Here is a 15,792-nt window from a genome sequence, read left to right on the forward strand (position 1 = left end):
GCTCCCACGATCTGGCAGCTTGTTGCAGCCGAGGTTGCCGCCCTACCGGGGCCGCTGTTGAGTGACCACTGAAATGCGCTGACTATAAGCGGGCGCCCCTGTTGCATATTTAAGTGTGGGAGTAATTCACGTGAATAGCCGTGGGATCGAGGACGTTCTTCCACTGTCGCCGCTGCAGCAGGGCCTGCTGTTCCACGCGGTCTACGACGAGGAGTCGGCCGACATCTACACCGTGCAGCTGGTCCTGGAAATCGAGGGCCCGCTGGACGCCGAATCGATGCGACTGGCCGCGGCGGCTCTGCTGCGTCGGCACGCCAACCTCCGAGCGGCATTCCTGCACGAGAAGTTCGACGAGCCGGTCCAGGTGATCCCCCGCGAGGTGGAACTGCCGTGGGCCGAACTCGATCTCGGCACCCTGTCCGAGGACGAGCGCCGCACGGAGTGGGACCGCTGGCTCGCCGAGGACCGCGCCCGCCGCTTCGATCTGACCCGGCCCCCGCTGCTGCGGTTCACCCTCGTCACCTTGGCACCGGGTGTGTACCGCCTGGTCGTGACCAACCATCACATCCTGCTCGACGGCTGGTCCATGCCCGTCGTGCTGCGTGAGCTGTTCGAGCTGTACGGCACCCGGGGGGACGCCTCGGCGCTGCCGCCGGTGACGCCCTACCGCAACTACCTGGCCTGGTTGGCGCAGCAGGACCGGGCGGCCGCGGAAGCCGCGTGGAAGCAGGCGTTCGACGGGCTGGAGGAGCCAAGTCTGATGGCCCCCGCCGGCGGGGAACTCAGCGTCACGCTGCCGCAGCGCGTTTCCACCGATCTGCCGGCCTCCCTCACCGCGGCCCTCGCCGGTCAGGCCCGTTCCGCCGGGCGCACCCTCAACACCCTGCTCCAGGCCGCCTGGGCGACGGTGGTCGGGCAGCTCACCGGCCGGGACGACGTCGTGCTCGGCATGGCGGTGTCCGGCCGCCCGCCGCACATCCCCGGCATCGAGTCGATGGTGGGCCTCTTCATCAACACCCTGCCCGCCCGGGTCACCCTCGACCCCGCCGAGACCTTCGGCGCCCTCGTCGACCGCGTCCAGACCGAGCAGGCCGCGCTCACCCCGTACCACCACGTCGGTCTCACCGACCTGAAGCGCCTCGCCGGTGTGGGGGATCTCTTCGACACCTGCCTCGTCGTCGAGAACTACCCGGTGGACACCTCCGACCTGCGGCTTCCCGGTGACGGGCTGCGTATCACCGGTTTCGACGGGCGTGACGCGAGCCACTACGCGGTGGTGCTCACCGCGATCCCCGGCGAGCGCATGCACCTGCGCATCGACTACCGGACCGACGTCTTCGACCGCGCCACCGCCGAAGCGGTCCTGAACCGGTTCCTGCTGCTCCTGGAGGAGATCGCCGAGCGGGACACCACCCCCGTCGGACGACTGGAGCTGCTGACCGGGCCCGAGCGCCGGCGGATCCTCACCGAATGGAACGACACCGGGCGCGCCATCGAGCCCGTCACCTTCGCCCGGCTCTTCGAGGCCCAGGTCGAGCGCACCCCCGAGGCACCCGCCCTCACCTCGGCGGACGTCACCCTCGGCTACGCGGAGCTGAACGAGCGCGCCAACCGGCTGGCGCACGCCCTCATCGAGCACGGTGTGGGCCGCGAGAAGATCGTCGCCCTCGCGCTGCCCCGCTCGGTGGACATCGCCATCGCCCAGCTCGCCGTCGTCAAGGCGGGCGGCGCCTTCCTGCCCGTCGACCCGGACTACCCGGCCGACCGCATCGGCTACATCCTCACCGACGCGGCCCCCACGCTCGTGATCACCGACACCGAGCACGCCACCCGGCTGCCCGCCGACGTCACGGCCCCGCGCCTCCTGCTCGACACCACGGACCTCTCCGGACGGCCCGGGCACGACCCGGCCGTCCCCCAGTCGACGAGCGACGCGGCGTACGTCATCTACACCTCCGGCTCGACCGGCCGCCCCAAGGGCGTCGTCGTCTCCCACCACGGCCTCGCCGGCTTCGCCGCCTCCCTCGCCGAGCGGCTCGACGTGACCCCCGGCAGCCGTGTGCTGCAGTACGCGTCGCCCAGCTTCGACGCCTCGGTGGCGGAACTCGCCATGACGTATCCGGCGGGCGCCACCCTGGTGGTACCGCCGCTCGGCCCGCTGGCCGACGACGTCCTCGCCAAGGTTCTCCTCGACCACGAGGTGACCCACGCGATCATCCCGCCCGTCGCCCTCGCGACCGTCCGCGCCGACGCCTTCCCCGCGCTGCGCTCCCTGGCCACCGCGGGCGAGGCGTCCACCGCCGAGCTGGTGGACCGCTGGGCTCCCGGCCGCCGGCTCGTCAACGCCTACGGCCCGACCGAGTCGACCGTCGGCGCCTCCTCCAGCGACCCGCTGGAAGCGGGCAACGGCACGCCGCCGATCGGCCGCCCGTTCGTCAACACCCGCCTGTACGTCCTGGACTCGACGCTGCGCCCGGTGCCGGCCGGGGTGCCGGGCGAGCTGTACATCGCCGGCGCCGGGCTCGCCCGCGGCTACCTCGGCCGCACGGCCCTCACGTCCGAGCGCTTCGTCGCCAACCCCTTCGGCGGGCCGGGCGAGCGCATGTACCGCAGCGGTGACATCGCCCGCTGGACGCCCGAGGGCCAGCTGCTCTTCGGCGGCCGCGTCGACGACCAGGTGAAGATCCGCGGCTTCCGCATCGAGCTGGACGAGATCCAGACCGTCGTCGCCGCCCGACCGCTGGTCGCCCAGGCCGCGGTGGTCGTACGGGAGGACCGCCCCGGCGACAAACGCCTGGTGGGCTATGTCGTGCCCGCGTCCGCCGGCCTGGACGTCACCGAGCTGCGCGGCCAGGTCGCCGAGCTGCTGCCCGACTACATGGTGCCCTCGGCGTTCGTCACCCTGGACGCCCTGCCCCTCACCACCAACGGCAAGCTGGACCGCAAGGCCCTGCCCGCCCCCGACTTCGGTTCCGGCGTCACCGGCCAGGGGCCGCGCGACGCGCGCGAAGAGGTGCTGTGCGGCCTCTTCGCGGACGTCCTCGGTCTCGACACCGTCGGCATCCACGACAGCTTCTTCGACCTGGGCGGCCACTCGCTGACCGCGACCCGGCTCGTCAGCCGGATCCGCGCCGCGCTCGACGTGGAGCTGTCGGTCCGCGGCCTCTTCCAGGCCCCCACCGTGGCCGGTGTCGCCGCACAGGTCGGCTCCGCCGAGGGCGCCCGCCAGCCGCTCGGCGTCATGGACCGTCCGGCACGCGTCCCGCTGTCACCCGCCCAGCAGCGGTTGTGGTTCCTCAACCGCCTGGAGGACATCGGCGGCAACTACAACCTGCCCGTCGCCCTCCGGCTCTCCGGCCCCCTGGACGTCGAGGCCCTGGAACTCGCCTTCGCCGACGTGGTGACCCGCCACGAGAGCCTGCGCACCGTCTTCCCGGAGACCGACGGCCTGCCCCACCAGCTCGTCCTGCCCGCCGACGGGGCGCGGCCCGACTTCCACGTCACGTCGGTCACCGAGGAGGAACTCCCGGCCGCCCTGGCCCGCGCGACCGCCGCCCGCTTCGACCTGGCCACGCGGCTGCCCATCCGGGTGAACCTCTTCCGGCTCGCACCGGACGCGCACGTGCTGCTGGTGACGATGCACCACATCGCGGGCGACGGGTGGTCGATGGCACCGCTGTCCCGCGACCTGTCCGCCGCCTACGCCGCCCGCCTGGCGGGCGAGGCACCCGAGTGGCAGCCGCTGCCGGTCCAGTACGCGGACTACACCCTGTGGCTGAACGAGGTGCTCGGCGACGAGTCCGACGCGGACAGCGTGCTGGCCCGGCAGATCGCCCACTGGCGGACGGCCCTCGCCGGCTCGCCCGAGGAGCTGGCCCTGCCCACCGACCGGCCCCGCCCGGCACAGCCCACCCACCGCGGCGCCGACGTGCCGGTCCAGCTCGACGCGGCCACCCACCGACGGCTGCTCGCCCTGGCCCAGGGGGCCGACAGCAGCCTGTTCATGGTGCTCCAGGCCGGCCTGGCGGCGCTGCTCACCCGCTTCGGGGCGGGCACGGACGTCCCGATCGGCTCGCCGATCGCGGGGCGTACGGACGCGGCGCTGGACGATCTGGTCGGGTTCTTCGTCAATACGCTGGTGCTGCGTACGGACACCTCGGGCGATCCGACGTTCCGGGAGCTGCTGGGCCGGGTCCGGGAGACCGACCTCGCGGCCTACGCGCACCAGGACCTGGCCTTCGAGCGCCTCGTGGAGATCCTCAACCCGACACGTTCGCTGGCCCGCCACCCCCTGTTCCAGGTGTTCCTGTCCCTCCACAACAACCCCGAGACCGCACTCGATCTGCGCGGCGTACGGGCCGAGGGCATCGCCACACCGCTGGAGAACGCCCGCTTCGACCTGACGCTCGAACTCGTCGAGACCCGGGACGCGAACGGTGACCCGGCGGGTATCGGGGGTCGGTTGGAGTTCGCGCGGGATCTGTTCGATGAGGGTTCGGCGCGGCGGCTGGCCGAGGGGTTGGTGTGGCTGCTGGAGGCGGTCGCGGCTGATCCCGGTGTGCGGATCGGTGCGGTGCAGGTGCAGTCCGCCGTTGACCGTGGGTTGGTGCTGGAGGAGTGGAACGCGACCGGCCGTGAGGTCGTCGCGGGCACCCTGCCGGAGGTGTTCGAGGCGCAGGTGGCCCGGACGCCGGACGCGACGGCGGTGGTCTTCGAGGACGCTTCGCTGACGTACGCGGAGCTGGATGTGCGGGCCAACCGGCTGGCGCACGAGCTGATCGCCCGTGGGGTTCGGGGCGGTGACTTTGTCGCGGTGGCCGCGCCCAGGTCGCTGGAGCTGATGGTCGCCCTGTACGCGGTGGTCAAGGCGGGTGCGGCGTATGTGCCGGTGGACCCGGACTACCCGGCCGAACGCATCGGATGGATCCTCCAGGATGCCCAGCCCGCATTGCTGCTGACGACCGTCGAGGCCGCACCGGCTCTGCCGGCGTCCGGCGTTCCGGTGCTGCTGCTGGACACCGCCGACGGCATCGCCGCCGACCGCCCCGACACCACCCCCGAGCGTGTCCTGCCCGGCAACGCGGCGGCGTATGTCATCTTCACCTCCGGCTCCACCGGCCGCCCCAAGGGTGTCGTGGTCGGGCATGAGGGCATCCACAACCGTCTGGAGTGGATGCAGGACACCTACGGTCTGGATGCTTCGGACCGGGTGCTGCAGAAGACCCCGTCCGGGTTCGATGTCTCGGTGTGGGAGTTCTTCTGGCCCCTGCGCACCGGTGCCACCCTCGTCCTCGCCCGCCCCGAGGGGCACAAGGACCCCGCCTACATGGCCCGCCTGATCCAGGACGAGAACATCACCACCGTCCACTTCGTGCCGTCCATGCTGCAGGCCTTCCTCACCGACCCCGGCGCGGGTGACTGCACCGGTCTGCGGCGGGTGATCTGCTCCGGTGAAGCCCTGCCTGCCGACGCCGTCACACGGTTCCATCAGCTGCTTCCGGGTGTGGAGCTGCACAACCTCTACGGGCCCACCGAGGCCTCCGTCGATGTCACCGCACACCCCTGCACACCCGATACGACCAGTGCTTCGGTGCCGATCGGGCGGCCGGTGTGGAACACCCGCACCTACGTCCTCGACGCAGCCCTGCGCCCCGCACCCATCGGCGTCCCCGGCGAGCTGTACCTCGCGGGTATTCAGCTCGCCCACGGCTACACCGGCCGCCCCGGCCTGACCGCCGAGCGTTTCACCGCCGACCCCTACAGCACCACCGGCGAACGCATGTACCGCACCGGCGACATCGCCCGCTGGACCACAGAAGGAGTACTGGAGTACCAGGGTCGCGCCGACGATCAGGTCAAACTCCGCGGCTTCCGCATCGAACTCGGTGAAATCCAGGCCACGCTGTCCGCACACCCGACGGTCGCCCAGGCCACCGTCATCGTCCGCGACGAACGCCTGATCGCCTATGTGGTCCCGGCCGGTGACAGCCCCGACACCGATGCCCTGCGCGCCCATGTCGCGGGCGTCCTGCCCGAGTACATGGTCCCGGCAGCGTTCGTCACCCTCACCGAACTGCCCCTGACCGCCAACGGCAAGCTCGACCGCAAGGCACTGCCCGCCCCCGACTTCACCGCACAGGCAGGCAGCCGCGCTCCCCGCGACGCACGCGAGGAAACCCTCTGCACCCTCTTCGCCGACGTCCTCGGCCTCGACACCCTCGGCATCGACGACAGCTTCTTCGACCTCGGCGGCCACTCCCTCCTCGCCACCCGCCTCATCAGCCGCATCCGCACCGAACTCGGTGTGGAACTCGCGGTGCGCGCCGTCTTCGACGAGCCCACGGTCGCCGGGCTGGCGGGCCGGCTGGACTCGGCCGGTGCCTCGCGTCAGGCCTTGCGCACCAGGGAGCGGCCGGAGGAGATCCCGTTGTCGGCGGCGCAGCGCCGTCTGTGGTTCCTCAACCGGCTTGAGGGCCCCAACGCCACATACAACCTCCCTCTCTCGGTCCGTCTTCGGGGCGCGCTGGACACGACCGCCCTGCTGTCGGCCGTCACCGATGTGGTCACCCGGCACGAGAGCCTGCGTACCGTCTTTCCCGACACCGGCGGCCGGCCCCGCCAGGAGGTCCTGGCCGGTGACCGGGCCGTACCCCGGCTCATCGTCTCCGACGTCACCGCCGAGGACCTCGCCGGGCACGTCGAAGCGGCGTCACAGCAGGGCTTCGACCTCGCCCGCGAACTGCCCCTGCGGGCCCATCTGTTCCGGGTCGCGGCCGACGACCACGTCCTCCTGCTGGTCGTCCACCACATCGCGGGTGACGGCTGGTCGATGGCGCCCCTCTCCCGTGACCTGTCCGACGCGTACCGGGCGCGCCTGGCGGGCGCGGCCCCGGACTGGCAGCCGCTGCCGGTCCAGTACGCCGATTACACCCTCTGGCAGCGCGACGTGCTCGGTGACGAGAACGACCCGCAGAGCGTCATGAACAGCCAGCTGGACTTCTGGCGCGCCGCCCTGTCCGGCATCCCGGAAGAACTCCGGCTGCCCACCGACCGGCCGAGGCCCGCCGTCGCCACCAACCGGGGACGGACCCTGCCTCTGGACCTTCCGGCCGCCGTCCACCAGCGGATCGTGGACGTCGCCCACGCGCACGGCGCGAGTGTGTTCATGGTCGTGCAGGCGACGATCGCGGCACTGCTGGGCAAGCTCGGGGCCGGGGAGGACATCCCGATCGGCAGCGTCATCGCCGGACGCACCGACGAAGCACTCGACGACCTCGTCGGCTTCTTCGTCAACACCCTCGTCCTGCGCACCGACCTGACCGGCAACCCCACCTTCGCCGAACTCGTCGAACGCGTGAAGGAGACCGACCTCGCCGCCTACGCCAACCAGGACGTCCCCTTCGAACGGCTGGTCGACGACCTCAGCCCGGAGCGTTCCCTGTCCCGGCACCCCCTCTTCCAGGTCATGTTGTCGTTCGAGAACAACGCCGCCGTGCGGGCGGAGATCCCCGGCACGGAGGTGACGCCGTACGGGGTGGAGCTGGACGTCGCGAAGTTCGACCTGTCGTTCCAGCTCGTCGAGCGCTTCGGCCCCGACGGGGCTCCGGCGGGCATCGGCGGTGGCATCGAGTTCGCCACCGACCTGTTCGACGCGGCCACCGCCCACTCCATCGTGGACCGCTGGACGCGGCTCCTGGACGGTGTGCTGGGCGACCCCGACGCACCGGTGAGCACGGTGGAGGTGCTGTCGGCGGAGGAGCGCGAGCGGATCCTCGTCGAGTGGAACCCCGACGGGGACCCGGCGCCCGACGCGACGCTGGTGGCACTGTTCGAGGCCCAGGCCGCGCGGACGCCGCAGGCCGTCGCCGTCACCGGTGACGGGACGAGCCTCTCCTACGCGGAGCTGGACGCCGGCGCCAACCGGCTGGCCCGTCATCTCATCGAGCGGGGGGTGGGCCCGGAGCAGTTGGTGGCGCTGGCCCTGCCCCGGACCGAGCAGATGATCGTCGCCCTGCTCGCCGTGCTGAAGGCGGGTGCGGGGTATCTGCCGGTCGATCCGGACTACCCGGCCGACCGCATCGCGTACATGCTCCAGGACGCCCGCCCGGCGCTGGTGCTGTCGTGCGCGGACGCCGTGGCCGCTCTCGACACCGCGGCGGCGGACCCCACGGCGCGGCTGGTCCTCGACGACCCGGCCGTCGTGGACGCGCTGGGCCGGCACTCCGCCGAGCCGGTCACCGACACCGAGCGGATCAGCCCGCTCTCGCCGTGGCACCCGGCGTACGTCATCTACACCTCCGGCTCCACGGGCCGCCCCAAGGGTGTGATGATCCCGCACCGGAACGTCACGCGGCTCTTCGCCTCCACCGAGCACTGGTTCGGCTTCGGCACCGAGGACGTATGGACGATGTTCCACTCCTACGCCTTCGACTTCTCCGTCTGGGAGATCTGGGGCCCGCTGCTGTACGGCGGCCGGCTCGTCATGGTCCCCTACACGACCAGCCGCTCCACGCGGGAGTTCCGTGACCTGCTCGCCGAGCAGGGTGTGACGGTCCTCAACCAGACACCGTCCGCGTTCTACCGACTCGTCCAGGAAGAGCGCGAGAACCCTGACGCCGCCAATCAACTCGCCCTGCGCACGGTCGTGTTCGGCGGCGAGGCCCTGGACCTGCGGCGACTGGAGGACTGGTACGAGATCCACCCGGACAACGCCCCGACCCTCGTCAACATGTACGGCATCACGGAAACCACCGTGCATGTCACCTACCGGGCTCTCGACCGGCGCGGTGCGGCGACCCTCGGCGGCAGTGTGATCGGGGAGGCGATCCCGGACCTCCGGGTCTACGTCCTGGACGCGGGGCTGCGCCCGGTCCCGCCCGGTGTCCCGGGCGAGCTGTACGTGGCGGGCGACGGTCTGGCCCGTGGCTATCTGGGCCGCCCCGGTCTGTCCTCCGAGCGGTTCGTCGCGTGCCCCTTCGGTGCGCCGGGGGCCCGCATGTACCGCACCGGTGACGTCGTGCGCTGGACCGGCGACGGCGAGCTGGAGTACCACGGCCGCGCGGACGACCAGGTGAAGATCCGTGGCTTCCGCATCGAGCTGGGCGAGATCGAAGCGGCGCTGTCCTCCTACGACGCGGTAGCCCAGGCCACCGTCGTCGTCCGTGAGGACCAGCCGGGCAACAAGCGGCTCGTCGCCTATGTCGTGCCGGGCACCGGCCGGAGCCTCGACACGGACGCGCTGCGCGCCCATGTGACGGAGGCCCTGCCGGAGTACATGGTCCCGGCCGCGTTCGTCACCTTGGACGTGCTGCCGCTGACCGCGAACGGCAAGCTGGACCGCAAGGCCCTGCCCGCCCCCGACTTCAGCGAGCACGTCACCGGCCGCGGTCCCCGCGACGCCCGTGAGGAGCTGCTCCGCGACCTGTTCGCCGACGTCCTCGGCCTCGACACCGTCGGCATCGACGACAGCTTCTTCGAACTGGGCGGCGACAGCATCGTCTCCATCCAGCTCGTCAGCCGCGCCCGCGCCGCCGGTCTTGTCCTCACCCCGCGTGATGTCTTCCAGCACCGCACGGTCGAGGCACTGGCCGTGGTGGCGCAGGCCGCCGACGGTGAGGACGACTCGGCGCCCCGGGACCCGGACGCCGGTATCGGTGAGCTGCCCGCGACGCCGATCGTCCACTGGCTGGCCGAGACCGGCGGAAGCGTCGACGGCTACAACCAGGCCATGGTCGTCCAGGCCCCGGCGACCGCCACCCTGGACACCCTCACCACCACGCTCCAGGCCGTCCTGGACCACCACGACATCCTGCGACTGCGCACCACCCGCGACGCGGGCACCGACTGGGCCCTCACCATCCGGCCCAAGGGCACCGTCAAGGCAGCCGACATCCTGCGCCGCGTCGACACCGACGGCATCCACGGCGACGACCTGCGCACCCTGATCGCCGACGAGTCCCGGGCCGCTCAAGGCGCTCTCGACCCCGACAACGGCGTCATGCTGCGGGCCGTCTGGTTCGACGCGGGCGCAGGCGACCCGGGCCGTCTGCTCCTCATGGCCCACCACCTGGTCGTCGACGGCGTGTCCTGGCGCATCCTCCTGCCGGACCTCGCCACCGCCCATCAGGCCGCCGTCGAGGGTGACACCGTCGCGCTCCCGCCTGTGGGCACGTCCTTCCGTGCCTGGGCGCAGGGGCTGGTGGAGGCCGCGTCCTCCGAGGCCCGCACCGCCGAGCTGGACGTCTGGACCTCGATGCTGGGGGCCGAGGACCCGCTGCTGGGCAACCGGCCCCTCGACCCCGAACGGGACACCGCCGGCACCTCCCGCGGCCTGTCGCTCGAACTGCCCGCCCACCTCACCGATCCCCTGCTGACGAGCGTTCCCGCCGCCTTCCACGCCGGTGTCAACGACATCCTGCTGACCGGCTTCGCCCTCGCCGTCGCCGACTGGCGGGAGCGGCACGGCCGACGGCACACGGGCACACTCATCGACCTCGAGGGCCACGGCCGTGAGGAACTCGTGCCCGGCGCCGACATCTCCCGGACGGTCGGCTGGTTCACCAGCATCTTCCCCGTCAACCTCGACGCCGGAGTGAGCGGCGACCGGTGGGCCGACGTGTGGGCCGGCGGCACCGCCACCGGCGACGCCGTCAAGGCCGTCAAGGAACAGCTCCACGCGCTCCCCGACAACGGCGCCGGCTACGGCCTCCTGCGCTACCTCAACCCCGACACGGCAGGTGTCCTCGCCGCTCTCCCCACCCCGCAGATCGCCTTCAACTACCTCGGCCGGTTCGAACGCGGTGACGGCACCGCACGGTCCTCCGACTGGGGACTGGTCCCCGACGCGGACACCGGAAGCGGCCTCGACCCCAAGGGCCTCCTCGGTCACGCCCTGGAGTTGAACGCCCTGACCCTGGACGGCCCGCACGGGGCTTCCCTCGTGGCCAACTGGTCCTGGGCGCAGGGCCTGTTGAGCGAGGAGGACGTCCGGGACCTGGCGGAGACCTGGTTCCGCGCCCTGGAAGCGATCGTCGGTCACGTCGCGACGCCCGGCGCCGGCGGGCACACCCCCTCCGACTTCACGCTCGTGGAACTGTCGCAGGTGGAGGTGGACGAGCTTCAGGCACAGCAGCCGCGGTTGGCGGACGTGCTGCCGCTGGCCCCCCTCCAGCAGGGTCTGCTCTTCCACGCGCTGTACGACGAGGAGGGCTCGGACGTCTACAACGTCCAGATGTCGTTCGACTTCGAGGGCGACTTCGACACGGACGCGATGAAGCGCGCCGCGGCCACACTCCTGGAACGGCACGCCAATCTGCGGGCCGGGTTCCACTCCCGCGAGAACGGTGAGCCGGTACAGGTGATCCCCCGCGAGGTGGAACTGCCCTGGATCGACGCGGATCTGAGCGGTCTGCCCGAGACCGACCGGGAGGAGGCCCTCGCCCTGATGGTCGCCGAGGACCGCGTCCACCGCTTCGACCTCGCCGCGCCCCCGCTCGTCCGCTTCACCCTCGTCACCCTCGGCGAGAACCACCACCGCCTCCTGGTCACCAACCACCACATCCTGCTCGACGGCTGGTCGACACCGGTCCTCCTCGGCGAACTGTTCGCGCTCTACAGCACGAAGGGCGACGACTCGGGCCTGCCCCGGGTGACGCCCTACCGCGACTACCTCGCCTGGCTCACCGGGCAGGACCGCACGGAGGCCGAGGCCGCCTGGCTGCGCGAACTCGACGGTCTGGAGGAGCCGACGCTGCTGGCCGGCCCCACCGAGGGCCAGGACTCCGCCCTGCCGGAACGACTGGTCGTCGAACTGTCCCCGGACGAGACGACGAGACTGCTCGCGCAGACCCGCCGGCTCGGTGTCACCACGAACACCCTCGTGCAGAGCGCCTGGGCACTGCTGCTCGGGCATCTGACCGGCCGCGACGACGTGGTGTTCGGCGCCACCGTCTCGGGCCGCCCCGCCGACATCCCGGGCATCGAGTCCATGGTGGGCCTGTTCATCAACACCCTGCCCGTACGGGTCCGGCTCGACTCCGCCGAGACACTGGGCGGACTGGTGAACCGCATCCAGGAGCGCCAGACCGACCTGCTCCCGCACCACCACATCGGTTTGAACGACGTACAGCGGCTGACCGGCCACAGCGAACTCTTCGACACTCTCGTGGTGTTCGAGAACTACCCGATCGACGACAAGGCACTGGAGCAGGAGAGCCAAGGCCTGAACATCGTGTCCGGCAGCAGCCGGGACGCCACGCACTACCCGCTCAGCCTCATCGCGGCCCAGGTGGACATCGGCTTCGAACTGCGCCTGGACTACCGGCCCGACCTCTTCGATCGCGAGCAGGTGGCGGTCATCGGCGAGCGGCTCCGTCGACTCCTCGGCGCACTCGCCGAGAAGAGCGAACTTCCGGTGGGCCGCGCGGAGATCCTCTCCGGGGCCGATCGTGGGTTGGTGCTGGAGGAGTGGAACGCGACCGGCCGTGAGGTCGTCGCGGGCACCCTGCCGGAGGTGTTCGAGGCGCAGGTGGCCCGGACGCCGGACGCGACGGCGGTGGTGTTCGAGGACGCTTCGCTGACGTACGCGGAGCTGGACGTGCGGGCCAACCGGCTGGCGCATGAGCTGATCGCCCGTGGGGTTCGGGGCGGTGACTTTGTCGCGGTGGCCGCGCCCAGGTCGCTGGAGCTGATGGTCGCCCTGTACGCGGTGGTCAAGGCGGGTGCGGCGTATGTGCCGGTGGACCCGGACTACCCGGCCGAACGCATCGGATGGATCCTCCAGGACGCCCAGCCGGCGCTGCTGCTGACCACGACGGATGTGGTGGACCGGCTGCCGGACAGCGGTGTACCGGCCCTCCTGCTGGACACACCAGCGGGCGCGGCGACGGACCACCCCGACACCGCCCCCGGGCGTGTCCTGCCGGTCAACGCGGCGGCGTATGTCATCTTCACCTCCGGCTCCACCGGCCGCCCGAAGGGTGTCGTGGTCGGGCATGAGGGCATCCACAACCGCCTGGAGTGGATGCAGGACACCTACGGTCTGGATGCTTCGGACCGGGTGCTGCAGAAGACCCCGTCCGGGTTCGATGTGTCGGTGTGGGAGTTCTTCTGGGCCCACCGCACCGGCGCCACGCTGGTGCTGGCGCGTCCGGAGGGGCACAAGGACCCCGCCTACATGGCCCGCCTGATCCAGGACGAGAACATCACCACCGTCCACTTCGTGCCGTCCATGCTGCAAGCCTTCCTCACCGACCCCGGCGCCCGTGACTGCACCGGACTGCGCCGGGTGATCTGCTCCGGTGAAGCCCTGCCCGCCGACGCCGTCCAGCGCTTCCACCAGCTTCTGCCAGATGTGGAGCTGCACAACCTCTACGGCCCCACCGAGGCCTCCGTCGACGTCACCGCACACCCCTGCACACCCGATACGACCAGTACCTCGGTGCCGATCGGGCGGCCGGTGTGGAACACCCGCACCTACATCCTCGACGCAGCCCTGCGCCCCGCACCCATCGGCGTCCCCGGCGAGCTGTATCTCGCGGGTATTCAGCTCGCCCACGGCTACACCGGCCGCCCCGGCCTGACCGCCGAGCGTTTCACCGCCGACCCCTACAGCACCACCGGCGAGCGCATGTACCGCACCGGAGACATCGCCCGCTGGACCCCCGACGGCACCCTCGAATACCAAGGCCGCGCCGACGACCAGGTCAAACTCCGCGGCTTCCGCATCGAACTCGGTGAAATCGAGAAGGCACTGTCCTCACATCCGACGGTCGCCCAGGCCACCGTCATCGTCCGTGAGGACCAGCCCGGCAACAAGCGGATCGTCGCCTACAGCGTCCCCGCCGATGACACCGGCGTCGACACCGACGCCCTGCGCGCCCACGTCACCGATGTGCTCCCGGAGTACATGGTCCCGGCAGCGTTCGTCACCCTCACCGAACTGCCCCTGACCGCCAACGGCAAGCTGGACCGCAAGGCCCTGCCCGCCCCCGACTTCACTGCCCACACCACCCACCGCACCCCCCGCAACGCACGCGAAGAGGCCCTCTGCACCCTCTTCGCCGACGTCCTCGGCCTCGACACCGTCGGCATCGACGACAGCTTCTTCGAACTGGGCGGCGACAGCATCGTCTCCATCCAGCTCGTCAGCCGTGCCCGCGCCGCCGGGCTCGTCCTCACCCCCCGCGATGTCTTCCAGCACCGCACGGTCGAGGCACTCGCCCTCGTCGCACAGGCCACCGAGGACCACACGACCACCGTCGCCCACGACCCCGAGGCGGGCATCGGAGACCTGCCCGCGACGCCGATCATCCACTGGCTGGCCGAGACCGGCGGAAGCGTCGACGGCTTCAACCAGGCCATGGTCGTCCAGGCCCCGGCGACCGCCTCCCTGGACACCCTCACCACCGCACTCCAGACGCTCCTGGACCACCACGACGTCCTCCGGCTGCGCACCACCCGTGGCGAAGGCACCGACTGGGCCCTCACCATCCGGCCCAAGGGCACCGTCAAGGCAGCCGACATCCTGCGCCGCGTCGACACCGACGGCATCCACGGCGACGACCTGCGCACCCTGATGGCCCGCGAGACCCGGCCGGCGCAGCGGGCACTCGATCCCGACGAGGGTTCGGTGCTCCAGGCGGTCTGGTTCGACGCGGGCGAGGGCACCACGGGACGCCTGCTGCTGATGGCCCATCACCTGGTCATCGACGGTGTCTCCTGGCGCATCCTCATGCCGGACCTGGCGACGGCGTTCGAAGCCGCCAGGGCGGGCCGGGAGGCCGACTTCGGGCAGGCGGGGACGTCCTTCCGCGCCTGGGCGCAGGGGCTGGTGGAGGCTGCGTCCTCCGAGGCCCGCACCGCCGAGCTGGACGTCTGGACCTCGATGCTGGGGGCCGAGGACCCGCTGCTGGGCAACCGGCCCCTCGACCCCGAACGGGACACCGCCGACACGTCACACGGTCTGTCGCTCGAACTGCCCGCCCACCTCACCAACCCGCTCCTGACCACCGTTCCGGCCGCGTTCCACGCGGGTGTCAACGACATCCTGCTGACCGGCTTCGCCCTCGCCGTCGCCGACTGGCGCCGGCGCCGGCGGGCGGGTGGGTCCGGTGTGCTGGTCGACCTCGAAGGTCACGGGCGCGAGGAGCTGGTGCCGGGTGCCGACGTCTCCCGGACCCTCGGCTGGTTCACCAGCCTGTACCCCGTCAACCTCGACCCCGGTGTGGCCGACGACCAGTGGCCCGAGGTGTGGGCGGGCGGGCCCGTCATCGGTGACGCCATCAAGGCCGTCAAGGAACAACTGCGCGCCCTTCCCGACAACGGCGCCGGCTACGGCCTGCTGCGCTACCTCAACCCGGACACGGCGGCCACCCTGGCTGCCCTGCCCGCCCCGCAGATCTCCTTCAACTACCTCGGCCGGTTCGAGCGCGGTGAGCGGGAGAACCCCGGTACGGCCGCCGAGTGGGCGCCCGCGCCGGAGGCGGACAGCGGGGTGAGCGGCGGCAGTGACGACGGGATGCGGCTGCGGTACGCGTTCGTCCTCAGCGCCGCGGCCGTCGACGGTCCGGACGGCCCGAGCCTGGTGGCCGGCTGGACGTGGCCGCGGGAGCTGTTCGCAGAGGACGAGGTGCGGGATTTGGCGGACACCTGGTTCCGCGCCCTCGAAGCCGTCGTCGCCCATGCCGAGGGCCCGGGCGCCGGTGGCCACACCCCCTCCGACCTGTTCCTCGGAGGACTGTCGCAGGACGAGATCGACGAGTTCGAAGACGAACTCGGGCTCTGAGCGGAGAT

1 protein-coding gene is annotated in these 15,792 nt (G+C 71.4%); it reads left to right on the forward strand.

Annotated features, from left to right (window positions below; all coding sequences use genetic code 11):
• The first annotated feature begins 130 nt into the window (after nucleotides 1-130).
• A complete protein-coding gene (locus ACZ6MA_RS10705; RefSeq protein WP_469432741.1) occupies nucleotides 131-15,784 on the forward strand; it encodes an amino acid adenylation domain-containing protein in 15,654 nt (5,217 codons plus the stop codon).
• Nucleotides 15,785-15,792 lie beyond the last annotated feature (8 nt).

The sequence above is a fragment of the Streptomyces sp. NPDC042259 genome, from assembly GCF_055582085.1.